The organism is Burkholderia sp. MR1-5-21, assembly GCF_053427715.1.
This window is the reverse complement of the sequence record NZ_JBSAXD010000002.1, coordinates 1-22,813: the sequence shown is the minus strand read 5'-3', so window position 1 is coordinate 22,813 and position 22,813 is coordinate 1. Positions and strand designations below refer to the sequence as shown.

Sequence of the window (22,813 nt, the reverse complement as noted above, 5' to 3'; positions counted from 1 at the left end):
GCCTCTACTGCTTTTTACCCATGCATTTCGGCGAGTGTTCCCACTTCAAGCGGGTTATGCGCCGGACAAGAATGTCATCAGCGACATCGACGCATTCCTGACGCAAGGGAGGAGGAGGGGTAGCCATGAGACGCGTATATTTTCTGTTGCCGACGCCGCAGTGCGCGCAGTCGATCGTGACCGAGCTTCTGGTGCAACGAGTCGAATGGCGGCATATCCACGTCATCGCGAACCACAACATCGTGCTCGACGGCTTGCCGGGGGCCACGCTCGCGCAACGCAGCGACCTGCTGCCATCGCTCGCGCGAGGCACGGCGGTCGGTTGTGCGACCGGGATGCTGGTGGCGCTGATTGCGCTGGTGTTTCCGCCCGCGGGCCTGCCGATCGCCGGCGGTGCCGTCGTGACGATCACGTTGTCCGGCGCCGGCTTCGGTGCGTGGGCGGCGTCGATGATCGGCGTCGACGTGCCGAACACACGCTTGAAGCGTTTCGAAGAAGGAATCGGGCGTGGCGAGCTGCTGATGATGATCGATATTCCGAAGGACCGCGTCCACGAGATCGAGTCCCTGATCACGCAGCATCACGTGGACGCGCATCTCGAAGGAGAGGATCCGACCGTTCCCGCGTTTCCTTGAGCCGTCAGCCGGCGAGCGCAGGCTGGCATGCGTTGTCGAACGTCGCCCGTTCGTGGCGCTCGACAACGCTTTCGTGTGCGCGGCAACCGCTGCGTCACGATGCGCGGACAGCGCGGATACTCAATTCGCAGCGAGGAACTGCTTGTAGCGCGCGAGCACACGCGGCACGTACAGGCGTGTCTGCGGCGACGACGGAATGCGATAGCCGGCGCGAATGACGGCGTTTTCTCCGGCATTGTAGGCGGCCAACGCGAGCTCGACGTTCTCGTTGAACAGGTCGAGAAGGAACCGCAGATAACGCGCGCCGGCCAGCACGTTGTCGCGTGGATTGAGCATGTTCCCGTTCGAAAAACGCCGCGCCGTGCCAGGCATCAACTGCATGAGGCCGAGCGCGCCTTTGTCCGACACCGCCTTCGGGTTGTATCCCGATTCGACGTCGATCACCGCGCGAAGCAGTTCGGGCCGAACGTGAAATGCGCGACTCGCTTCCTCGATCACGTCCGCGAACGAGGACAGCACGGCGCCGGCTCCGCCGGCCAGTTTCGAAGCGGCATGCCCGATACCGGGCTCGGCGGACGGGTCTGCCGCGACGATCATTTTCATGCCGGCTTTACCAGGCTCATTCGTTAAAACGATTGCGCCATTGCTCGCGACCGTGCCGAATATCTGCGCTTCCGCAATGCACGGCCATACCCAGCCGAGCCACACGCATATGGCAACGATTACGCTTCCCAATCGGAATGAAATGCGGCCTTGCATCTTCCAGGTCTCCTGCAACTGGATTCTGGTCGATGAAAAACCGGATCGCCAATGGGGCACCTCCCTACACTTCGATCCCGAAATGGCCGCCGCGACAAACGGTGCAAGTTTGTTACATCCGTAATGGCCGGTAATCGACGGCGATTAAAGAAAATTGACAAACCTTACGACGGGGGCGTTGTTTTTTCTAATTTTGGTGCCACCGCAACCGGATTGTTTTCAGGCATCTTGAAGGAAGAGAGATTTTCGCGCGATCGGTATTCGCCCTGACGCCCGAAAAAGGTTCATACGATTCAATTCTGAAACATTCCGCACGGGGCGCGTTGTTTCATGGCTGACGCGCCGCAGTCCGATCTCTGCTGCTGATACGCCGCCGCGCGATGGCACGAAGCTTGCGCGAGACGGCGACATAGCAGTCGGTTGTCGGAAAATTCACTAATTAAATTGAGCTGGGAAAACACTCAGCGAGAGTTCCCGGAATTGCGCAAAAGCGCGTCGACCTGAACGCGGCGCAGGTCCCGGGGGGGTGGCAACCGGGAGTGGAAGACGTGAATACAAAATATCGCGTAGTGATTGCGGAGGACCATGATCTTCTGCGAAATGGTCTGCGTTCAATGCTTTGCGCGCAAGGCGATTACGACGTCGTCGGCGAAGCGAGGGATGGCAAGGAGGCGTGTCACCACGCGATGACGCTCGCCCCAGATCTGATGCTCATGGATCTGTCGATGCGGGGGATGAACGGCATCGATGCGAGCGCAACGATCAAGCGACGATCGCCGAACGTGCGGATCATCGCGCTCACGGTTCACCAGAGCGAGGAATACGTGCGGGAGGCGCTGCGCGCAGGCGTCGACGGCTACGTGCTCAAGGACGTTTCGTTCGATGAGCTGCTGCTCGCGATGCGAACGGTCATGCAGGGCAAGAAGCACCTGAGCGCAGACGTGTACGGGTACATGGTCGACTCGTTCGTGAGCGGCCGGGAAATGCCTGCACCGAGAAAGGCCTGGGACATCCTGACCGCGCGCGAGCGCAGCGTGCTGAAGCTGATTGCCGAAGGGCGTACCAACAGGCAGGTCGGTCAATACCTGAATCTGAGCCCGAAGACGATCGAGAAGTATCGTGCGAGCATGATGCACAAGCTCCATATCGCGAATCTGACGGAGCTGGTGCTCGTCGCGATGAGCATGGGCCTGTTGACGTCGCTCGCGGCGAAGTGCGCGGAGCCGAATGCGGACGACGCGCCCGCGCACCCGATCGACGACGTGGGTGAGGCGGACGACGCCGATGCGCAGGCACGACTGGACGACTATCCGCTGGACGAGGCGAAGGGCTGATTGCGATCACGCACGTCAGAGCGCCCAGGCCGCCGAGACGAGCGTCCCCGTCGTCGCCGACGACCGGATCGAGAACGTGCCGCCGTGCGACTCGACGCGGTGCTGCATGCCGATCAGACCGAGGCCCGTCGTGTGCGCATCTTCTGTCATGAGCGGGTGGCTCTCGTAGCCGATGCCGTTGTCCTGGATCGTCAGCAGCACGCCGCCCGCATCGTGACGCAAGCCGAGCGAGATCTCGGTGGCCTGCGCGTGCTTGACGATGTTGTTGAGCGCCTCTTGCGCGACCCTGAACATGTCCGCCTTCAGATGCTCGGGCACGTCGTCGTCGTCGACGTCGCAATTGAACTCGACCGACAGCGTTTCCGTGTCGCGCTCGATGCGCCGGCACAGCGACGCCAATGCCGCGGGCAGTCCGAGCTTGTCGAGTATCGGCGGCCTCAGTTCGCCGCATATCTGCCGCACTTCGCCGATCGTCTCGCGGATCCGGAGAACGGTTGCGTCGAGCAGATTCGCCGCGTCGCCGATTTCGCCGCGCCGAAGGCGCATGAGCGCGTCCTCGTTCATCAGCTTGATGAGCGTCAACGCCTGACCGAGGCCATCGTGCAGTTCCGCGGCAAGCCGATGACGCTCCTTCTGCTGCCCCATCAGCAGACAGGCCTGGCGCGTGCGTGCGCTCGCATCGAGCACCTCGGCCGCGTCTTGAGGTTCGGGCTCGAAGGTGAGCGGTTCTTCGAACAGCGTCAGCAACAGGCTGACGCCCGTCTCCGTGGCGGGAAGCGCTTGCTGATGCAGCACGAGATGCACGGAATGACCGGTGCGCCCGTTGAGTACCGCATCGAACGAGTGACACTGGCGAGCGACGCTGCCGGACAATTTGTCTGTCAATTCGGCGTGAACGTCTTCGGGCGCCAGGTCGACCAGGCGCTTGCCGACGAGGTCGGTGCTCGAATAGCCCAACAGCGCCGCGGCGCTGCGATTCACGGCGACGAACGCGCCGTCGGCAGTGAGAATGGCAAGCGCCGCCCCGCGCGCGTCGGTGACGATCCCGGCGCTGCGCTCACCTGGACAGACCGCGCTGCGAAGCTGGCGCATCGCATCGATCAGATCGAGCAGCCTTATCTGCGGCCCTGCGGACTGACGTTCAATCATGGCAGCTCCCGATACGCGGTCTTCAGGGAATCGTAAGGTTTTTTGCCATTCTAGGACGCGACCGATGCAAGTCGCAACGGGGTGATTGCGGGGTCGTGGTGGGGGTCTTCCCGCAGCACACCGCGGGTATTCCAGCAAGCGGACTTCCCCTACCTGCCTTTGGGTGGCGTCATCCAATGACGCCTGCGCCCAAATTCCTGACACTGCATTCGCGGGCAGAGAAGCCATCACGGCGTTGCTTGTCATCAGGGAGACCGCTATGAAGAGGATTGCCAAATCAACGCTGGGCGCATTCGTGGCCGCGGGCGTCACGCTCGCCGCGTCCGCTGCATGGTGCGCGACTGTCGACAGCGCCATCGAAAGTCCCGGCGGGAACGCCATCGGGAATCCGGCTGCGAATGCGGCCGAAGGCGTCGCCGCGAGCGCCAGCGAGACCATGATCGAGGATGCGACGCAGAACACGAGCGCGAAGCCCGACGAGAACGCGACCGAAAGCGCCTTCGGGAGCAGCACGCCGGACGCTTCGGAGAACACCACCGCGAAGCCTGGCGGGAACGCCACCGAAGATGCCGCGATGCCCATGCCGGATGCTTCGGACAACACCACTGCGAAGCCCGACGGGACAGCCACCGAAGACGCCGCGATGCCCATGCCGGATGCTTCGGACAACACCGCTGCGAAGCCCGACGGGACAGCGACCGAAGATGCCGCCATGCACATGCCGGACGCTTCGGAGAACGCCACCGCAAAGCCCGCCGAAAGCGTCGTCGGGACAGCCATGCCGGACACTTCGGAAAACGCCGTCGCGAAGCCCGACGGGAAGGCCGCCGAAGGCGCCGCCATGCACATGCATCACGCTGTCATGCCGGGCACGACGCACTCGATGGTCCAATACACGCTGCCATCGGTCGAGCTCGTGCGGGACGACGGCAAGACCGTGTCGCTGGTCGATGAAGTGGACGACGGCCGGCCGGTGGTCCTGACGTTCGTCTACACCACCTGCACGACCATCTGCCCGATGATCAGCCAGACGCTCTCACGGCTGCAGAGCGAGCTGGGCCCCGACCGCGACAAGGTGCACATCGTGTCGATCTCGATCGATCCGGAAGAGGACACGCCCGCACGGCTCAAAGCCTACGCGACGCGCTTCGAGGCCGGCCCCGAGTGGCAGCACTACACCGGCACGGTCGACGCGAGCATCGCCGCGCAGCGCGCGTTCAACGTCTATCGCGGCGACAAGATGAACCACACGCCGGTGACGTTCCTGCGGGCCGCACCCGGCCAGCCGTGGCTGCGCATCGACGGTTTCGCGACGCCGTCGGAACTGCTCGACGCCTATCGCGACGTCGTCGCATCCAACTAGGCGCAACCCGTCCGGCAAGGAGCCGCGAAATTGGAAAAAAAACATCGCGTGCTGATCGTCGAGGACCAGCACCTGCTGCGCGTCGGCCTGAGCCGCATGGTTTCCGAGCTGGACGACTACTGCATCGTCGGAGAGGCGAGCGGCGGCATCGAGGCCTGCCGTCTCGCCGCGCTGACGCTCCCCGATCTGATCCTGATGGATCTGTCGATGCCGGGCGGCAGCGGCTTCGAGGCGATCGCCGCAATCAAGCGCAATGCGCCGCACACGCGGATCATCGTCCTCACCGTCCATCGCAGCGAGGACAACGTGTGGGAATCGTTCGCGTCCGGCGCGGACGGATACGTGGTCAAGGACACGTCGTTCGCCGATCTGGTCCGCGAGATGCGTTTCGTGATGCAGGGCAAGTGCGTGGTCAGTCTCGACGCATACCGCGCCCGCGCAGGCCTGCACGGCATGCACGACGAGCACGCGCACAAGGCGCGGCTGTGGAATACGCTGACCAATCGCGAGCGTACGGTGCTGCGTCTCATCATCGAAGGGCACACGAGCCGGCAGGTCGGCGAGTGCCTGCAACTCAGCCCGAAAACGGTCGAGAAGCACCGCGCGAACCTGATGCACAAGCTCGGCATCACAAACCTGACCAGCCTGATCCACTTCGCGATCGACATCGGCGTGCTCGCGTTGAGCGACGACGACCGGGTGTGAAAACCCTCCAAAAACGAAGCGCGCAACTGGGGGGGCTTTACCCATGTCGATGGACGGCCCTCCCTACTTCTGGCGCGTATCGGCCTGAACAAGAATGCAATCAACGGCTTCAGCGGCGCTGACGCCATGAGTCGATACAGGGAGGGGGCCGTGCGCGACGAATTGACCTCGATCCGGTCCGGCGTGCCGGGACATTCACGGCGTGGCGCCAGGCTCGCTTGCCGCGCGCGCGCAAGCCGCGGCTTCACGTTGCTCGAATTGCTCGTCGTGATGGTCATCATCGGGTTGCTGGCGGGTCTCGTCGCGCCACGGTATTTCGAACAGGTCGGCAAGTCGAACGTGAAGATCGCGCGTGCGCAGATCGTCTCGCTCGGCCAGGCGCTCGATCAATACCGGCTCGATACCGGTACCTATCCGACGACCGAAGAAGGCCTCGATGCGCTCGTGAACAAGCCGCAGAACGAGCCGCGGTGGAGCGGCCCCTACCTGCAGAAGGCCGTTCCCGCGGATCCGTGGGATCGTCCGTATCAGTACCGTTCGCCGGGCGAGCATGGCGACTACGACCTGTATTCGCTCGGCAAGGACGGGCGCGGCGGTGGCACTGGCGAGAACGTGACGATCTCGTCGTGGTAGGGCTGCGCCGCGAGGCAGCGGCGCCAGTCGTGGGCAAGTCTGCAAGGAGAGTCGACGTGAAGTTCGTGCTGCGTGTCTTCGATACGAGTGGCTTGGTCCAGACACTTCGCATCGACAGCGACTCACCGGCGAGCGCGGCGGCGCTCGCGCGCTCGCGCGGCCTTCGCGTCGTATCGGTGGCCGCGGACGCCCGGCGGCAGCGGCGCGGCGCGAACCGGCTCGGGATGCCCGGCGCGCGGTTCAATGTCGAGATGTTCGCGCGCGAGCTCGCGGCGCTGCTCGATGCCGGCGTAGGCGTCGTCGACGCATTGCGCACGCTGGGCGGCAATGCGCGGCGCGAGGCGTCCGCGCACGTCTATCGCGAACTGCTGCGGCAACTGGAAGAGGGGCAGTCGCTGTCCGCGGCGCTCGAGCACGCGAGCGACATCTTCCCGCCGGTACTGGTTGCGTGCGTGAAGGCGAGCGAGCAGACCGGCGGTCTCGCCGACAGCCTGACCCGCTACTCGCGCAACAGCGCAACGCTCCACGAGCTGCGCGCACGCGTCGTGTCGGCGGCGATCTATCCGACGGTTCTGCTGTTCGTCGGCGCGGCCGTCGTGCTGTTCCTGCTCGGCTTCGTCGTGCCCCGGTTCGCGACGCTCCTCGAACATAGCGGGCGCGAACTGCCGCTGATGTCGCGCCTGCTGATGGCGTGGGGCGGCATGGTGCATGCGCATGGCGCCGGGCTGGGCGCCGGCCTCGCGGTGCTGGCCGCGGCAACCGGCATTGCATTGCGCCGGCCCGCGCTGCGGATCTGGATCGCCGATCGCCTGCTGGCGCTGCCTGGAATCGGGCAACACTTCCGCGTGTTTCGCCAGTCGCAGTTCTATCGCACGACGGCGATGCTGGTCGACGGCGGCATACCCGCCGTGCGCGCGTTCGACCTGGCGCGCGGCCTGGTCGGTCACACGGACCAGGCCGCGCTCGCGGGCGCGCTGCAGCAGGTCCGCAACGGCGCGAGGATCTCCGATGCGTTTCAGCAGGCTGGCCTCGCGAACGCGATTGCCTACCGCCTGCTGACGGTCGCCGAAAAGACGGGCGGCCTCGGGCCCGTGCTCGACCGGATCGCCGCGTTCCAGGAGGCGCAGGTGTCGCGCACGATCGACCTGATCTCGCGACTGATCGAGCCCGCGATGATGATCGTGATCGGCGTGGTCATCGGCGGAATCGTCGTGCTGATGTATCTGCCGATCTTCGAGATCGCGTCGAGCATTCAGTAGACCGCATTGGGGAACACGCGTGGATACCGTCACCGCCACACCGGAAAACGTCCCTGACGCGGGCGTGGAACTGCGCGACAAGCTTCGTGCGCTCGGCGAGCGGCACGGCTCCGGCATTCGCGCCCTCGAGGTACTGATGGAGCAAACGGCCCTCAGTGCGGACGAGATGCGCGCGCAGCTCGCCGCGCAGTTCCGGATGAAGCCGATCGGGATGCGCGACCTGAATCGCCTCGAACCGGATTTCGACGTGGTGCCGTTCGTCGAAGCGACGACGCGCCTGTGTGTCTGTTTCCGCGATCCCGACGGCGGCAACGCACTGCTGTTCGCGATCGCCGATCCGCTCGATGCACGTACGCGCGGCTGGGTCGAACACCGGATGCGCTCGCGGCCGGCGGTGCCCTACGCGTGGGCGCTCGCGAGCGCCGGGGACATCGGCGCCTACCTGGCCGTACGCGAGAAGGACATCCGCGCGATGGACGCGCTCGCGTTCGACGATCCGGTCCAGAGCACGCCCGATCCGGCGTCGCTTGCGCTGACGCTGCAGGGCATCAGCAGCGACGACAGTCCGGTGGTGCGCCTGCTCAATTCGACGATCTACGACGCGCTCAAGATGCTCGCGAGCGACATCCACCTCGAATGCCGCGCGAACGGATTGACGATCAAGTGCCGTATCGACGGTGTGCTCACCGTGGTGGGGCGCGCCGACGGGCGCGACGTCGCGGACCAGGTGCTGTCGCGCGTGAAGGTGATTTCCGAACTCGACATCGCGGAGCGCCGCGTGCCGCAGGACGGACGCTTCAAGGCGATGTACGCCGGCCGCGAGATCGATTTCCGCGTGTCGATCATGCCGAACCAGTTCGGCGAGGACGCGGTGTTGCGGATTCTCGACCGCTACCAGCTTTCCCAGGCGTCGGGCGGCCTGACGCTCGAGGCATTGGGATTCCAGCCGGGCGACACGCGCTTCATGCGCGCGATCGCGTCGATGCCGTACGGGATGCTGCTCGTCACCGGGCCGACAGGCAGCGGCAAGACGACGACGCTTTACGCGATTCTCACGGAAATCAACAACGGCCTCGAGAAGATCGTGACGATCGAGGATCCGGTCGAATACCAGCTGGGCGACATCCTGCAGATTCCGGTCAACGAAGCGAAGGGCCTGACATTCGCGCGCGGCCTGCGGTCGATTCTGCGGCACGACCCGGACAAGATCATGGTCGGCGAGATCCGTGACCCGGAAACCGCGCAGATCGCCGTGCAGGCCGCGCTGACCGGCCACCAGGTGTTCACGACCGTCCACGCGAACAACGTGTTCGACGTGATCGGCCGCTTCACGAACATGGAGGTGGATCCGTACAGCTTCGTCTCCGCGCTCAACGGCGTGATCGCTCAGCGGCTGCTGCGCCAGTGCTGCCAGGATTGCGCGATCGAGGACAAGGTCGATGCGGATGCGCTCGTTCGCTCAGGCATCGACCCGGATACGACCGGCACCTATCTGTTCCGGCGCGGCGCGGGCTGTGCGATGTGCCGCGGCAGCGGCTATCGCGGACGGCGCGCGATCGCGGAGGCCTTGCGCATGAACGACGAGCTGAGGCAACTGCTGTCGGAGCGCGCGCCGCTCGGGCACATCAAGGCGGCCGCGATGCGCTACGGGATGAAGACGCTGCGCTCGGCGGCAATCGAGCTGGTCAGGTGCGGCGAAACGACGCTTGAGGAGATCAACCGTGTCACGATGGTCGAATAGTCCGGTTGCGATCGGCGTCGGCACGCGCGAGATCGTCGTCGGGATCCGTGCGCCCGGACGGTGGCACGCGCGCAAGCACTTGCCGGCCATCGATCCGGTCAGCGTCGCGATCCCCGACGAGCAGTTCGGCGCCGAGCCGGGCGTGCTCGATGCATTGCGCGCCGCGCTCGCCGGCACGCCCGGCGCCGATGCCGCGCCGGCGAAAGAGGGCGGCGCAAAGCCGTCGAAGCGCAGCGCGCACATCGTCCTCGACGATTTCTGGTGCCACCACGCGATATTGCGCGGCGACTTTCGCACGCTGCGCATGCGCGAGCTCGAGGAGATCGCGCTCGCCCATTTCTCCGACACCTACGGCATCGACGGCGCAGCGCTGGTCGTGCGCTTCTGCGTACAGCGTGGCGGGCGGGCGCTCTTTGCGAGCGCGATATCGCGCTCGCTGCATGACGGCATGCACGACGCGGGCGCATCCGGGGAGATTCGCATCCGCAGCTTGAGATTGTGTCTTCCGGAAATGCTGAATCGCGTGGCGGTGGCGGCCAGCGGCGATGCGCTGCTGCTGTTCGTCGCCGACGAGTTGATGCAGGCGGTCAAGATCGAGCGCGGCGGCTGGGCTGCTTATGATGCGCAGCGGCTCTTTCCCGGCGATTCCGGTGACCCGACGCGGCTTGCCGAACTCGCGGAGCACCTGTTCGAACGTTCGGCGACGCGGGCAGGCCTGAGGCGCGAGGACTGCAAGACCTATCTGTCCGGGATCGACACGGACCCGGCACCGTTCGAGTCGCGTTTCGCGGCCGTGATCCGGCTGGGCAAGCCCGCGGACGACAGGTCGCCCGCGCGCCGGCTGATGGAGTATGCGCGATGATGCCGATCCTCGATATCGACTTCTGCCGGCGCCGTGCCCGCACCGGGACGAGCGGCATGATCCTGCTTTGCGCCGCCGCGCTGCTGTTGTTCGCGTGCGGTGCGCGACTGTGGCATGCGTACGCGGAAAGCGCGCGCGCGCAGGCGGAAGTGGACGCTGTCCAGCATCGGACGCTCGCGCAGCGGCACGTCGCGAAGGCGCCGCCGACGGCGGCCGCCAGGCTGGCGGAAAAGCAGAGCCAGGCGGTCCTGAGTGAATTGACCGTGCCGTGGCAGGCGCTGTTTTCGATCGTCGAGGACTATCCGGACCATGATGTCGCGCTGATCGGCATCGACCAGAACCCCGCACAGGGCCAGATCCGCATCACGGCCGAAGCGAAGGATCTCGACGCGATGATCGCTTACCTGAAGTATCTGCAGGCGAGCGTGCTGCTGCGCGAAGCGGTGCTCAATGGTCACCTCGTCGAGAACAACGTGCCGGGAAAACCCGTGCGGTTCCAGATCACGGCCGTCTGGAGGCAACCATGAAAGCCGACCGCTTGCGCGACATGCTGCTCACGCTGCGTTTCGAGTTGCAGCGCTCGTTCGGCCTGCCGGGATTCGCCGGCATGCTGATGATCGGCGCGGCGGCAATCCTGGCTGCGGCGATCGCGAGCGTGGAATCCGATACCCGCGCGCTGCGGGACCCCGCCGGGATCGTGCGCGCGGCGGCGCAGCGCCATCGTCAGGTCGACGCGCGCGACGCGGCGGCGGATGCCGTGGCGCTCGACGCGTTGCCCGATCTTTTCCCGCGCTTCTCGCAAAGCGCGGACGACATCGCATCGATCTTCGCGCAGGCGCGCGACAGCCATCTGACGCTCGGATCCGCCGAGTATCAGGTGACGACCGTCTCGGGCGCGCGCTTCGCGCGATATCAGGTGCTGTTGCCCGTCAAGGACCAGTACGGCACGATCCGCCATTTTCTTGCGTCGGTGCTCAACAACGTGCCGAATGCGGCGCTTCAGGAAATCCACGTCGAGCGTCCCGCCGTGAACGGCAACATCCTCGACGCGCGCGTGCGTTTCGAACTCATTTATCGGAGCGCGCAGCCATGAACGCCACCGTCATGAAACCCGCTCCACGCAGGCGCATCGTGCTGGCGTTGTGTTGCATCGTCGTGGCCGGCGTCGGCTATCGCGTGCTTGTCGCGGCGACGCGGGTGCCGACGCCGATCGCGGCATTCGGCGCCGTGCATCGCGACAGCATCCGTGCGAAACCGGCCCCCGTGCATCCCGCGCCGGCGTCTCAGGCGGCCACGCACGCCGCGGCTGCAGCGAGCGCATCGCAATCCGCGCCGGCCGGCACGGCGGCGGCGGCGGCGGCGCCGAACGACAAGCTCGCCGCGCTGCGCGCGCCGGTTGCCGTGGAGGCGTCGAACGATCCGTTTACGGCTTCGTCGTGGCTGCCGCCGCCGCCCGTCGTGGCGCCGACGCTTCCCGAAACGCGTCCGGCGCCGCCGTCGGCGCCCCCGGTGCCGTTCACCTATGTGGGGGAACTGGACGCCAAGGCCGTGAAACCGCAGGTATTTCTCAGCAACGGCGATCAGTTGCTGATCGTTTCGCCAGGCGACGTGATCGATGGCCAGTATCGCGTCGACTCCGTTTCAGAGTCGAACGTGGTCCTCACCTATCTGCCGCTGAACCAGGTGCAGGTGGTGTCCATTCCAGTCGAAGGAAAGTAGATGAAAACCTCACGCACAAGGGGTGCGCGCCGCGGCGGGGACAGCGGCCCATCGACACACCTCCCGCCTGTCGACCCGTTCGATCCCCGGCGCACGCCGGCAAGCCGGCTCGCGACGAAACGCGCACTGGCGATCGCCGCGGCGCTGCTCGCGTGCGGCGGCTGCGCGCACGTGCCGAACCTTCACGACGATCCGACCAATGCGCAGGTGAAGATCGACGCGATGCACAACCGCGACGCCGAAATCAACCAGCTCCTCGACAACGCCGACAAGTTTCGCCAGGACAACCAGTTCGACGACGCGGCCCGGTCCGTCTATATGGCAACCGAACTCGATCCGTCCAGCGAACGCGCGCGCAAGCTCGGCGCGATGATCGAGCAGGATCGCAAGCATCTGGCGATCCTGCAGGAAGCCGACCGGATGATGAAGCGCGGCTCGTATGCGCAGGCGGCCGAACGCGTGCACCGCGTGCTGGTCGAGGATCCGGCCAATGCGATGGCGTTGCGGATGCAGCGGGAGCTCGACGAAAAGCGCCGGCAGCAGCATGCGGAACGGGACGACAAGCTCGCCGCTTCGTCGATCATGCGCACGCCGGTGTCGCTGCAGTTCCGCGACGCGAACGTGCGGATGGTGTTCGAGGCGCTGTCGCGCACGTCGGGATTGAACGTCATTTTCGACCGCGACGTGCGTGCCGACCTGAAGACGACGATCTTCGTGCAGAACGCGTCGCTGCAGGACACGGTGGACATGATCCTGTTGCAGAACCAGCTCGACAAGAAGCAGATGAACGCGAACACGCTGTTCATCTACCCGGCGACCCCCGCGAAGGAGCTCGAGTACCAGGAACTCAAGGTGCGCACGTTCCAGTTGTCGAACGTCGACGCGAAGCAGGTCCAGTCGCTGCTGAAGGGCCTGCTGAAGGTGAAGGAGGCCGTGATCGACGAGCGCGCGAACACGGTGACGATCCGCGGCACGCCGGACATGATCAAGGTCGCTGACGAGATGATCGCCGCGCAGGACCTGCCGGAGCCGGAGGTGATGCTCGAAGTCCAGGTGCTGGAGGTGTCGCACGAACGGATGTCGCAGCTCGGCATCGACTGGCCCAATTCGTTCACGGTATCGACGCCGAGCTCGGTGAATACGTGGGGCGCGCTGCACCATCTGCCGGTCAATGCGCTGAATGTCAGCGGCCTGTCCGCCACCGCGGACTTCAAGCTCACGGATACCGATGCGAATCTGCTCGCGAGCCCGCGCATCCGCACGCGCAACAAGGAGAAGGCGCGCATCATGATCGGCGACAAGGTGCCGGTGATCTCGAGTTCGAGCACGCCGAGCACGAGCGGACCATCGTACACGCAGATGATCCAGTACCTCGACGTCGGCATCAAGCTCGAAGTGGAGCCGCAGGTCTATCGCGACGGCGACGTCGGCATCAAGCTGAATCTCGAAGTCAGCAACATCACCAATACGATCTCGACCAGCAATGCGCAGGGCCTGAGTTCGCTCGCCTATCAGATCGGCACGCGCAGCGCGTCGACGAGCCTGCGTCTGCGGGATGGTGAAACCCAGATCCTCGGCGGGCTGATCTCGGATGAGGACCGCCAGAACGCGAACAAGGTGCCGGGCCTCGGACAGTTGCCGCTGCTCGGCCGCCTGTTCTCGGATCACGGCGGCGACCACAAGAAGACCGAGATCGTGCTGCAGATCACGCCGCACATCGTTCGGCCGCAGGTCGCGGCGGATGCGGACACGCAGGAGGTGTGGTCGGGCACCGACGTCAACGTGCATGCGGACCAGTTGCGGCTCGATCCCGTCGCACAGAACGCGGACGCCCCCGCCGCACCGGCTGCCGACGCGAAGCCGGCCGTGCGAGCGGTTCCCGGCCACGTGGGCGGCGGTACGTCGGGCGGCGCTTCGTCGCCGGCGTTGAACGCGGCGGCGAACCGTGCCCAGCCGTCGGCCGAGACCGGCGCGTTCGGCCAGTTGCCCGCGGCGCCTCGGACGACGCCGCCGCCCGAACCGTACGGCGGGCGTTTCTCGAGGCCGCAGCCGGCGCTGCCCGCGCCCGCGGCGACGCCCGCACCGGCGGCGGCGCCTGCACAAGGCGAGGCGCCCGCGGGCGCCGCTTCGCAGGCGGCGGAACCGGCCGGCAACGAAGTGGAGCCGGCTCCGGGCACCGCCGTGACGCCGGTGGCGACGCCGCAGCCGGCCGCGCAGCCCGCTGCGGCGGCACCGCCGCCTCCGACGCTGCAGATGCCCGCGGGCGACATCCCGAGCGAAAACCCGCTTCACCCGATTCAGAACGGGAATTGAACCGTGGCGACCCGGAACGGCACGATGCGCGTCGGCGGCCGAGGTCGGCGCAGCCACCATGGCTTCACGCTGATCGAGATGGTGATCACGCTGGCGCTCGTGGGCATCCTCGCGCTCGCGATCATGCCGTTTTCCGAACTGATCGTGCAGCGACAGAAGGAGCAGGAGTTGAGTGTCGCGTTGCGCGAGATCCGCACCGCGCTCGACGCGTACAAAGACGCGAGCGACGCCGGGAAGATCGAGAAGAAAGCGGAAGCGTCCGGCTATCCCCCGTCGCTGACGGTGCTCGTCACGGGCGTGAAGGACGCCAGGGATCCCAACGGCGGCCTGTTGATGTTCTTGCGCCGGGTGCCGCGCGACCCGTTCTTCGCCGGCGATCCGGATACGCCTGCCGAGGAGACCTGGAACGTGCGCGCCTACGGCACGCCGCCGGATCCGGCGGCGGCCGGCGAGGCGTCCGGGAATCAGGAAGCCGACAAGGACGTGTTCGACGTGACCTCGAAATCCGAGCGCGTCGGCATCAACGGCATCCCGTACAAACAATGGTGACGACGCATCATGAAACCCGCTCGCATGCGCAGGCCTCGTGGATTCACGCTGATCGAAATCGTGGTCGTGATGGCCATCATCGGCCTGCTGCTGACATTGGCGGTGCCGCGTTACATGCATGCCATCGAACGCGGCAAGGAGCAGGTGCGGCAGCAGAACGTCTCGGTGATGCGCAATGCGATCGACCAGTACTATGGCGACAACGGCCAGTACCCCGAGACGCTCGACGAACTGGTCGCGAAGCATTACTTGCGCGCGATCCCGCTCGATCCGGTGAATGGCGATGACAAATGGGCAGTGATCGCGTCGCCGGACGAGACCAAGCCGGGTGTCTACGACGTGGCGCCAGCGAGCAGCCCGCAGGGCGAGCCGCCGCGCACCACCGGAGCGGCAAAATGAGCCACGCCGGCCGGGCTGCGTGCGGCGGCGTCCGCGCGAACGCGTGTGCGATTCGCCGCCGCCCGCGCGCCGCGCGTCAGCGCGGGCTCGTGCTGCTGGCGCTGCTGATCGCGCTGATGCTGATGTCGATCGCGTTGTCGGGCGCGCTCGATGTCTGGGCGCTGCAACGGCGCCGGGAGCAGGAGAAGCAGCTGCTGTTCGTCGGCGACCAGTACCGGAGAGCGATCGTTCGGTACTATCAACTGGGTCGTGCTTACCCGTTGACCGTCGACGATCTGCTGAACGACACCCGTTTTCCGAAGCCGATGCACCATCTGCGCCGCGCGTATCCGGATCCGATCACCGGACAGAACGACTGGGGCTTCCTGTGGCGAGCCGATCGTTTCTACGGCGTCTACAGCAGCTCGGATCAGGCGCCGGTCAAGCGCGCGGAATTTCCGCAGCGCTACTCGGATTTCGACGGCGACGAGACTTACAGGAAGTGGAAGTTTCTTTACCTCGCGCCCGGGCTGAGCATGCCGGCCAGCGATGCAGTGGCGGCCGCGCCCGATCAGGCGGCCAGCGTTCCGAGCCTGTCCGGATTCGCGGGCGGATACCTGCCCGGACAGTCACCGCCCGGCCTGCGCTGACGTGTGGGGTCAGGAAAGGCAGTGCGCCCCTGACGTGTCGCCGCCGGTCGACGGGAACGCGCAGCGCGGGACGAACGGCCGCGCGCTCGTGACCTACACTAGAAGCCCGTTCTTCGCGGGCCGGAAAGCCGCTCTGGCGCAACGCAACATGTGTCCACCACGGCTGCTGCCCGCGTTCGGCGATCGACCGGGCAACGCGGCCCAATCTGCTGCCCGCGCTCATGCCGGACTGACGTTCGGGAAGGAGGACATCATGTTGCAAGCCAGTGAGTTTCAGCAACGCTTCACGCATCTGCAGCAAACGGTCAGCGAGGCGTCACGGACGTGCCATTCGGACAAGACGATCCCCAAGGATCTGATGAACTGGATGGACGAGCTGGACCGGGAATGCAAGTCGGCAAAAAAGGTCATCGCATCCCATGACGAAGGCCGCATCCGGCAATGGGTCGACGATCTCGAACGGATCGGCGATCGCGCCGAGCGCGCCTGCCAGCAGGCCGGCGGCCTCGATGCCAAGATCAGGAGCGCAGTGACTTCAATGCATTCGGAGCTATCCGATCTCCAGCGTCAACTGCACTGAATGTTCCGACCGCCCCGGCGCAGTCTGCCGGGGCGGTCCCCGACGCTTGCCCGTCGGCAGGCGGCGCACGCTGTCACGGGTCGTCGTTGCGCCGGGCGGGTAAACGGCAAGCGGGTTTACGCGTCTCGAACGCCGGATTTTCGAGGTGTAGGATCAGCCATCCTTTTGGACAAAGGATTCTCAGAGCGAAGCTCGCCCGCGTAATGCGGGCTTTTTTTTATCTGTCCCGCGTGAGTTTGAAACGCGGACCGGTGGGCTGCCGGTGTCCGCGTCGACATCGATGCGCGGTGCGCTCAGGCTGCACTCAAGCTGCACTCAAGCTGCACTCAGGCCGAGAATGGCGCGGGCCTCGGCAGGCGTGGCGACCGGGCGCCCGTACTCGGCACAAAGCTCGGCCACCCGCGCGACCAGCTGCGCATTGCTGGAGGCAAGCGTGTCCTTGTCCCAGCGCACGTTGTCCTCCAGGCCGGTGCGGCAATGCCCCCCCATCTGCAACGTCCAGTGGTTCACCTCGAGCTGGTGCCGCCCGATGCCGGCGGCGGTCCAGGTCGCGTCGGGCAGCAACGCGCGGAGCTGTTCGACTTCGAACGCGAGGATTTCGCGCCGCGCGGGCAGCGCATGCTTGACGCCGAACACGAACTGGACATGCACGGGCGACTTCAGCAGGCCCTGCTGGACGAGGTCGACGGTGTTGTACAGCATCGCAAGATCGAAAATCTCGATCTCCGGCTTGACGTCGTACTGCAGCATCGTCGATGCAAGCGAGCGGATGAAGTCGGGCGGGTTCTCGTAGACGATGGTCGGGAAGTTGACCGACCCCGTGGCGAGCGACGCCATGTCCGGACGCAGGTCGAGCATGGCGCCGCGCTGCTCGAACGAGCGGCCGCGGCCGCCCGTCGAGAACTGCACGATCATGCCCGGGCAGTGCTTGCGGATGCCGTCCTGGAGCTCGGCAAAACGCGAACGGTCGGAGCTGGACTTTTCCTCCTCGTCCCGCACGTGCAGATGCACGAGCGTGGCGCCGGCCTCGTAGGCCTCATGCGTGCTTTCGATCTGCTCGGCGACCGAGATCGGCACGGCCGGGTTGTCCTTCTTGCGCGGTACGGACCCGGTGATCGCGACGGTGATGATGCAGGGTGAGCTCATGTCGATCTCCTGATGATGAGCGGTCGGGGCGGGGCGCCGCGCGCATCCGTGCGGCGCCGCATCCGATGCGGCATTGAAGGCATTGGGTGAACGGAGCATAGGTCCGCACCGCGGCCCACACAATTGCCTTGACGCACGTCATGAGCGGTTATCGCTCAATCGCGCTCGATGATCGAACGCATTACGGGTTAGCACCGAGCCGACCCTGACCTGTCCAGCGTGCGCATCGTCATCATGATCGTCCCATTCGCATTCAGCGAGCGAGCTGAGCACGTGCGAGTTTTCCCAACAGCCGGACACCTTCTTCAATACGGCTGCTCCACGCGTATGCGGCGCTCAGGCGCAAGCAGTTCCGGAAGCGCCGAGTCGCGGAGAAGACATCGCCGGGCGCGAAGCAAATGCCGTGCTCGAGCGCTTCGTCGAACAACACGCGCGAATCGAATCGTTTCGGCAATTCGAGCCAGAGCACAAATCCGCCGGCGGGCCGGCTCACCTTCGTGTCGGGCGGAAAGCTCGCCTCGATCGTGCGCGTCATGCGCGCGAGATTCTCTTCGAGGATGCGGCGGAGGCGGCGCAAGTGCGTTTCGTAGGCGCCGCTCGCCAGATAATCCGCGAGCGCGACCTGCGGCAGGGCAGGGCCGCACAGGCTGAACGCGAGCTTGCGTTCCATCACCTGCTGCGCACGGGCGCCCGCAGCGATCCAGCCGATCCGGTAGCCCGGCGCGAGGCTTTTTGAAAACGAGCTGCAGTAGATCGTATTGGCGCCGCCGTCGAGCGCGATGAACGGCTTGGGCCGTTCGCGACCGAAATGAATATCGCCATAGACGTCGTCTTCGATCAGCGGCACGTGGTGCCGCGCGAGCAACTTCAGGAGTGCGATCTTGTCTGCCTCTTCCATCACGGAGCCGAGCGGGTTGTTGAACGCCGACGACAGCACGCAAGCCGTGACCGATTTTGATTCAAGCCAGCGCGCGAGCACGCTGATGTCGATGCCGTGCGTCGGGTCCGTCGGCAGCTCCAGCGCCTTCAGGCCGAGTGCTTCCAGCGTATGCAGCAAGCCGAAATAAGTCGGGGATTCGACAGCGATCGTGTCGCCATGCTTCGCGACCGCGCCCAGCGCGAGTGTCAGCGCCTCGGTACAGCCGCTCGTGACGAGTATGTCGTCCGGCGATAGCGCATGCCCGAATCGCATCGCCCGCTTCGCGATTTCCCGGCGCAGACGCGGGTCACCGTACGGCGGGGAATAGACGTTGTAGCGCACGCCGTGCTGGCGCGCGGCGCGTGCAAGCGCAAGGTCCAGTCGCTGCGATTGCAGCAAGGCCGGATCGGGCACGGCACAGCCGAGCGGAACGAGCGCCGAGTTGGCCGCGTGCTCGAGCAGCGCCGCGACGGCGCCGCTGATCGACACGGTCGATGCTTTCGCGCGCGGACGCGAAGCTGACGGCAACGCGAGTGTGCCTCGGTGTGCGGCCGCGACGTAAAAGCCCGACTGCGGCCGCGCGACGAGGACGCCACGATCTTCGAGCAACCGGTACGCCTGCAGCGCCGTGGAGACGCTGATGCGGTGCTGTTCGCTGACCGCGCGCACCGACGGCAGGCGCGTGCCCGGCGCGAGCGTGCCGTTGTCGATCATCCCGACGATGAGGTCGGCCAACAGCTTGTAGCGGTATGACGCGTGCGAGTCCACGGAATGACCTCGTATCGAAGAATGTCGCGATTATCGGTCCGGAATCCGCAGCGCGCCACGCGAAATTGTGCTGGTCCATTCCGCAGAAAATTGTGGCTGTTATGGTTGGCGCCCGAACGCTACGATGCATGTATTCCGAGCGTAGACGAGGGGCACGAGCATGCAGGCTTTCCAGCAGGATGTCGACGGAAAACGACGGTCAGGCTTCGACCGAACCGATGCCGGCGAGTGGCGGGGGAGATTTCCGTACAACGAAATCATTTCGCTCCTCGACGTGAATCGCCCCTTCAACCTGGCGGAGAGCACGTCGCAAGACCTGACGGTCGGCGAAGTACTCGACCTGGCCGGCCTCGAGCGCATACGCGATCTCAAGCTCGGCTATAGCAAATCGGCCGGCGCTGATGTGCTTCGCGATGCAATCGCGGATGCCTGCAAGATTCCGGCCGCGCAGATCGTCACGACACAAGGCACGGCGCTCGGACTCTTTCTGCTCGCATTCGAAGTCTGCCGGCCCGGTGACGAGGCCGTACTGGTGACGCCATGTTTTCCGCCGTGCCGTGACAGCCTGCTCGGCGCCGGCGTGACGGTCCGTGAAGTCCGGTTGTCGTTCGACAGCGGCTATCGTCTGGACCTGGAGCGGATAGAGGCAAGCCTTTCGCCGAAGACAAGACTGTTGAGTCTTGCCTCGCCGCAGAATCCTGCCGGCATTCAGACCGCCCGTGCCGAAATCGAGAAGCTTATTGCGCTGATGAGCCGGCGCGCTCCGGAAGCCATCCTGTTCGTCGACGAAACCTATCGGGAGGCCACCTATGGCGACAATGTCGTGGCCGACAGTGTTGCGGCGCTCGATCCGCGGATCGTCACGGGCGCGTCCGTATCGAAGGCGCTCGGCGCGCCCGGCTTGCGGACGGGCTGGATCACGGTGGCCGACGCAGGCCTGCGCGCACGCCTGACCGTCGCCAAGATGAACACCGTCATCTCGGGTTCGGTGCTCGACGAGTCGCTCGCCGCAGCGCTGCTGCGCAACCGCGAGGCGGTACTTGCCCCCCGGCGGCGGCTACTCGCTGGCGCCGTCGAAGCAGTGGCAAGCTGGTGTGCGACAGAAGTGAAGCGTATCGAGTGGGTGCGGCCGGATGCCGGTGCGTTGTGCTGCGTCCGTCTGCGTTCCGATGCGCTGGACGACGATGCCGTTGCGCGCTTCTGGAACCTGCTGCCCCGTTACGACTTGCAGCTTGCGTCGGGGGCCTGGTTTGGCGAAAGCGATCGTGTGTTCCGGCTCGGCTTCGGCTATTTGCCGCCTGCAAGCCTCGGCCCTGCATTGTCCGCACTTTCATTGACTCTGGACGCCGCTACCCAATGAGGAAAACCATGAAGGTAAGAATCGCATACATCGAAGAGCCGCCGTTCTACCGGACCGGCGAAGACGGATCCGCAACGGGCGCGGACATCGAACTGGCCGAGGTCGTGCTTCGCGCGATCGGGGTGTCAGCCATCGAATACCGATTGACCACGTTCGAAGAACTTCTGCCCGGTGTGAAGGAAGGTCGCTGGGATATGAACGTGCCGATCTTCGCAACGGCCGAACGTGCCGAGCACGTCGCATTCAGCGTGCCGGTCTGGTCGCTGGGCGACGGCTTCGTCGTACATCGCGGCAATCCGAAAGCACTGACGAGCTATGCCTCGGTAGCGGTGCGACGCGACGCACGGCTGGGACTCATTCCCGGGCAGATACAGGTCGACTCTGCAAAGGCGGCGGGCGTGACCGACATCCAGATCGTCATGTTCAAGGACCAGCCCGATGCGGTTTCCGCGTTGCTTGCGGGAAAGATTGACGCATTCGCGGCCACGGCGGTCGGCAATCGGGTCATTGCGGATGCCAACAGGGCGCTGGAAGCCGTCGCGCACGAAACGGGCGACGAGGCGAGGGCGCCAGTCGGCGCCTTCTCGTTCAGCAAGAGCAATCGCGACCTTCTGCAGGCCGTGAACGAGCAGCTCCGCCAGTATCTGGGGTCGCCCGACCATCGCGCCCGCATGGCAAGGTACGGCATTACCGCGACCGAGATCGACGGCGTGGTAGCGGGAAACGTCTCGAAATAGTGCCGCTGTCAGTTGCGCCGGTGCGGCGCTCTGGATCCCGAACGCTTCCTGCCCATCGCTCGAAGCGGGAATATGCTGAATGGAGGTCGATGTGAAGCGCTCCTTCAAGGTAGTCGACGTTTTTACGTCCCGGCCGCTTCTGGGCAATCCGGTAGCGGTGGTGCTGGACGCGGAAAACCTGTCCTCGGAAACGATGCAGGCGATCGCGGGCTGGACCAATCTATCGGAAACGACATTCGTGCTTCCGCCCGAGACGGTGGACGCCGACTATCGTCTGCGCATATTCACGCCGCGGAGCGAGCTTCCTTTCGCGGGACACCCGACACTCGGCAGCGCGCACGCCATCCTGGAAGCAGGGCGCGTTACGCCGCGTCAGAACGGCCGATTGATCCAGCAATGCGAGATCGGGCTCGTCGAAGTGACGGTCGACGAACATGACGGAGAACGCGCGCTCGCTTTCCGCTTGCCGCCCGCGAAGATCGAACCGCTGCTCGCGGAAGATGTCGCGGACCTCGAGCGCATCCTCGAATGCAAAGTGGGCATGCGGTGCGCGCCGGCGACCGTGGACGTCGGCCCCATCTGGGTCATCGCTCATCTGCACGATGCGGCGTCCGTACTCGACTTGCGCCCGGATTTTGCCGCGCTGGCGGCATTCGAGCGCCGCGTCGGCGTCACCGGCCTGACCGTATTCGGCCATCACGAGCACGGCGACGCGGCAATCGAAGTGCGCACGTTCGCACCGTCTTGTGGCGTGGAGGAAGACCCGGTCTGCGGAAGCGGCAACGGCAGCGTAGCCGCCTTCCAGTGGGCACGCGGCATGTTGCCGCCCGGCGGACAGAAGTATGTGGCGGCCCAAGGACGCCGTGTCGGTCGAGACGGACGAGTCAAGGTGACGGTGGATGCGCAAGGGCGTGTCGGTGTCGGCGGTGCGTGCGTCACCTGTGTGGACGGATCGCTCGCACTTGAGTGAGACCGGGCGAAATACCGCTCCGCCGAATGCGGAGCGAACGACGCGACATACGCGTCTTCATCGAACCAGCCGGCGAATCTGCCGCGTCGTCAGCCCGAGTCGCTCGGCCGCACGCCACGGCTTGAGCTTGCCGCCCGCGACGTCCTGAATCACCTTGAATCTGTCCAGCTCGCGCATCGTCATCGTGATCCGTTCCGTCGCTGCCATTGAAGCCTCCAGCGCCGGAGCCCCGGCGGCTGGTCAGCTTGGCGACAAAAGCGGACATTTCTATGTAGCTAAAAGCG

Annotated in this window: 24 protein-coding genes; 19 read left to right on the top strand and 5 right to left on the bottom strand. The window is 65.4% G+C overall.

Translation table 11 applies throughout. The features are described 5' to 3' along the window. Positions 1-125 precede the first annotated feature (125 nt). On the top strand, positions 126-635 hold the full coding sequence (locus ACV229_RS02710; RefSeq protein ID WP_448081589.1) for a DUF1269 domain-containing protein: 510 nt from the start codon (positions 126-128) through the stop codon (positions 633-635). Positions 636-755: 120 nt separating this feature from the next. Here ACV229_RS02710 and ACV229_RS02705 read toward each other — a convergent pair whose 3' ends face one another. Continuing rightward, entirely contained in the window at positions 756-1,394 is a 639-nt protein-coding gene (locus ACV229_RS02705) for a lytic transglycosylase domain-containing protein (protein WP_448081588.1), read from the bottom strand. Positions 1,395-1,942: 548 nt separating this feature from the next. Here ACV229_RS02705 and ACV229_RS02700 point away from each other — a divergent pair. Further along, positions 1,943-2,728: a response regulator gene (locus tag ACV229_RS02700; RefSeq protein WP_448081587.1), complete on the top strand. Its 786-nt coding sequence runs from the start codon at positions 1,943-1,945 to the stop codon at positions 2,726-2,728. Positions 2,729-2,743: 15 nt separating this feature from the next. On the opposite strand, the gene ACV229_RS02695 is transcribed toward ACV229_RS02700, so the two are convergent. After that, a complete protein-coding gene (locus ACV229_RS02695; protein ID WP_448081586.1) occupies positions 2,744-4,657 on the bottom strand; it encodes an ATP-binding protein in 1,914 nt (637 codons plus the stop codon). Here ACV229_RS02695 and ACV229_RS02690 point away from each other — a divergent pair. The 14 genes from ACV229_RS02690 (at position 4,656) to ACV229_RS02625 (ending at position 16,629) form a co-directional block, all read left to right on the top strand. Next, the gene (locus ACV229_RS02690) at positions 4,656-5,240 is read left to right on the top strand and encodes an SCO family protein (protein ID WP_448081585.1); all 585 of its coding nucleotides are present in this window, start codon (positions 4,656-4,658) and stop codon (positions 5,238-5,240) included. The genes ACV229_RS02695 and ACV229_RS02690 overlap by 2 nt on opposite strands. Before the next feature lie 30 nt (positions 5,241-5,270). Beyond that, positions 5,271-5,945: a response regulator gene (locus ACV229_RS02685; RefSeq protein WP_448081584.1), complete on the top strand. Its 675-nt coding sequence runs from the start codon at positions 5,271-5,273 to the stop codon at positions 5,943-5,945. Between the two features lie 126 nt (positions 5,946-6,071). Then, entirely contained in the window at positions 6,072-6,578 is a 507-nt protein-coding gene (gene gspG / locus ACV229_RS02680) for a type II secretion system major pseudopilin GspG (RefSeq protein WP_448081583.1), read from the top strand. A 56-nt stretch (positions 6,579-6,634) separates the two neighbouring features. After that, complete coding sequence (locus ACV229_RS02675) at positions 6,635-7,837, top strand: type II secretion system F family protein (RefSeq protein ID WP_448081582.1); 1,203 nt, start codon at positions 6,635-6,637, stop codon at positions 7,835-7,837. 19 nt (positions 7,838-7,856) lie between these two features. Further along, positions 7,857-9,578, top strand: coding sequence for a GspE/PulE family protein (locus ACV229_RS02670; protein ID WP_448081581.1), 1,722 nt, complete (start codon positions 7,857-7,859; stop codon positions 9,576-9,578). After that, positions 9,559-10,440: a hypothetical protein gene (locus ACV229_RS02665; protein WP_448081580.1), complete on the top strand. Its 882-nt coding sequence runs from the start codon at positions 9,559-9,561 to the stop codon at positions 10,438-10,440. The genes ACV229_RS02670 and ACV229_RS02665 overlap by 20 nt, the downstream gene beginning before the upstream one ends. After that, positions 10,437-10,967, top strand: coding sequence for a hypothetical protein (locus tag ACV229_RS02660; protein ID WP_448081579.1), 531 nt, complete (start codon positions 10,437-10,439; stop codon positions 10,965-10,967). The genes ACV229_RS02665 and ACV229_RS02660 overlap by 4 nt, the downstream gene beginning before the upstream one ends. Continuing rightward, entirely contained in the window at positions 10,964-11,533 is a 570-nt protein-coding gene (locus tag ACV229_RS02655; RefSeq protein ID WP_448081578.1) for a hypothetical protein, read from the top strand. The genes ACV229_RS02660 and ACV229_RS02655 overlap by 4 nt, the downstream gene beginning before the upstream one ends. Next, positions 11,530-12,159: a hypothetical protein gene (locus ACV229_RS02650; protein ID WP_448081577.1), complete on the top strand. Its 630-nt coding sequence runs from the start codon at positions 11,530-11,532 to the stop codon at positions 12,157-12,159. Before ACV229_RS02655 ends, ACV229_RS02650 begins: the two co-directional genes overlap by 4 nt. Beyond that, the gene (locus tag ACV229_RS02645) at positions 12,160-14,472 is read left to right on the top strand and encodes a secretin N-terminal domain-containing protein (RefSeq protein WP_448081576.1); all 2,313 of its coding nucleotides are present in this window, start codon (positions 12,160-12,162) and stop codon (positions 14,470-14,472) included. It begins immediately after the preceding gene. A gap of 24 nt (positions 14,473-14,496) precedes the next feature. Next, on the top strand, positions 14,497-15,021 hold the full coding sequence (locus tag ACV229_RS02640) for a type II secretion system protein (protein WP_448081935.1): 525 nt from the start codon (positions 14,497-14,499) through the stop codon (positions 15,019-15,021). Between the two features lie 9 nt (positions 15,022-15,030). Then, on the top strand, positions 15,031-15,420 hold the full coding sequence (locus ACV229_RS02635; protein WP_448081575.1) for a type II secretion system protein: 390 nt from the start codon (positions 15,031-15,033) through the stop codon (positions 15,418-15,420). Continuing rightward, a complete protein-coding gene (locus tag ACV229_RS02630; RefSeq protein ID WP_448081574.1) occupies positions 15,417-16,049 on the top strand; it encodes a type II secretion system protein in 633 nt (210 codons plus the stop codon). Before ACV229_RS02635 ends, ACV229_RS02630 begins: the two co-directional genes overlap by 4 nt. Positions 16,050-16,302: 253 nt before the next feature. Further along, entirely contained in the window at positions 16,303-16,629 is a 327-nt protein-coding gene (locus ACV229_RS02625) for a hypothetical protein (protein WP_448081934.1), read from the top strand. 315 nt (positions 16,630-16,944) lie between these two features. Here ACV229_RS02625 and ACV229_RS02620 read toward each other — a convergent pair whose 3' ends face one another. Both ACV229_RS02620 and ACV229_RS02615 read right to left on the bottom strand, forming a co-directional pair. Then, the gene (locus tag ACV229_RS02620) at positions 16,945-17,775 is read right to left on the bottom strand and encodes a 3-keto-5-aminohexanoate cleavage protein (protein WP_448081573.1); all 831 of its coding nucleotides are present in this window, start codon (positions 17,773-17,775) and stop codon (positions 16,945-16,947) included. A gap of 253 nt (positions 17,776-18,028) precedes the next feature. After that, positions 18,029-19,462, bottom strand: a complete 1,434-nt coding sequence (locus ACV229_RS02615; RefSeq protein ID WP_448081572.1) for an aminotransferase-like domain-containing protein — start codon at positions 19,460-19,462, stop codon at positions 18,029-18,031. Positions 19,463-19,622: 160 nt separating this feature from the next. Between ACV229_RS02615 and ACV229_RS02610 the strand changes: the two genes are divergently transcribed. The 3 genes from ACV229_RS02610 (at position 19,623) to ACV229_RS02600 (ending at position 22,529) form a co-directional block, all read left to right on the top strand. Beyond that, a complete protein-coding gene (locus tag ACV229_RS02610) occupies positions 19,623-20,822 on the top strand; it encodes a pyridoxal phosphate-dependent aminotransferase (RefSeq protein WP_448081571.1) in 1,200 nt (399 codons plus the stop codon). 8 nt (positions 20,823-20,830) lie between these two features. Beyond that, on the top strand, positions 20,831-21,559 hold the full coding sequence (locus ACV229_RS02605; protein ID WP_448081570.1) for a transporter substrate-binding domain-containing protein: 729 nt from the start codon (positions 20,831-20,833) through the stop codon (positions 21,557-21,559). 79 nt (positions 21,560-21,638) lie between these two features. Further along, entirely contained in the window at positions 21,639-22,529 is an 891-nt protein-coding gene (locus tag ACV229_RS02600; RefSeq protein ID WP_448081569.1) for a PhzF family phenazine biosynthesis protein, read from the top strand. A gap of 57 nt (positions 22,530-22,586) precedes the next feature. On the opposite strand, the gene ACV229_RS02595 is transcribed toward ACV229_RS02600, so the two are convergent. Next, positions 22,587-22,736 carry a hypothetical protein gene (locus tag ACV229_RS02595; RefSeq protein ID WP_448081950.1) on the bottom strand — a complete coding sequence of 50 codons (150 nt, stop codon included), beginning with the start codon at positions 22,734-22,736 and terminating at the stop codon, positions 22,587-22,589. Between the last annotated feature and the right edge of the window lie 77 nt (positions 22,737-22,813).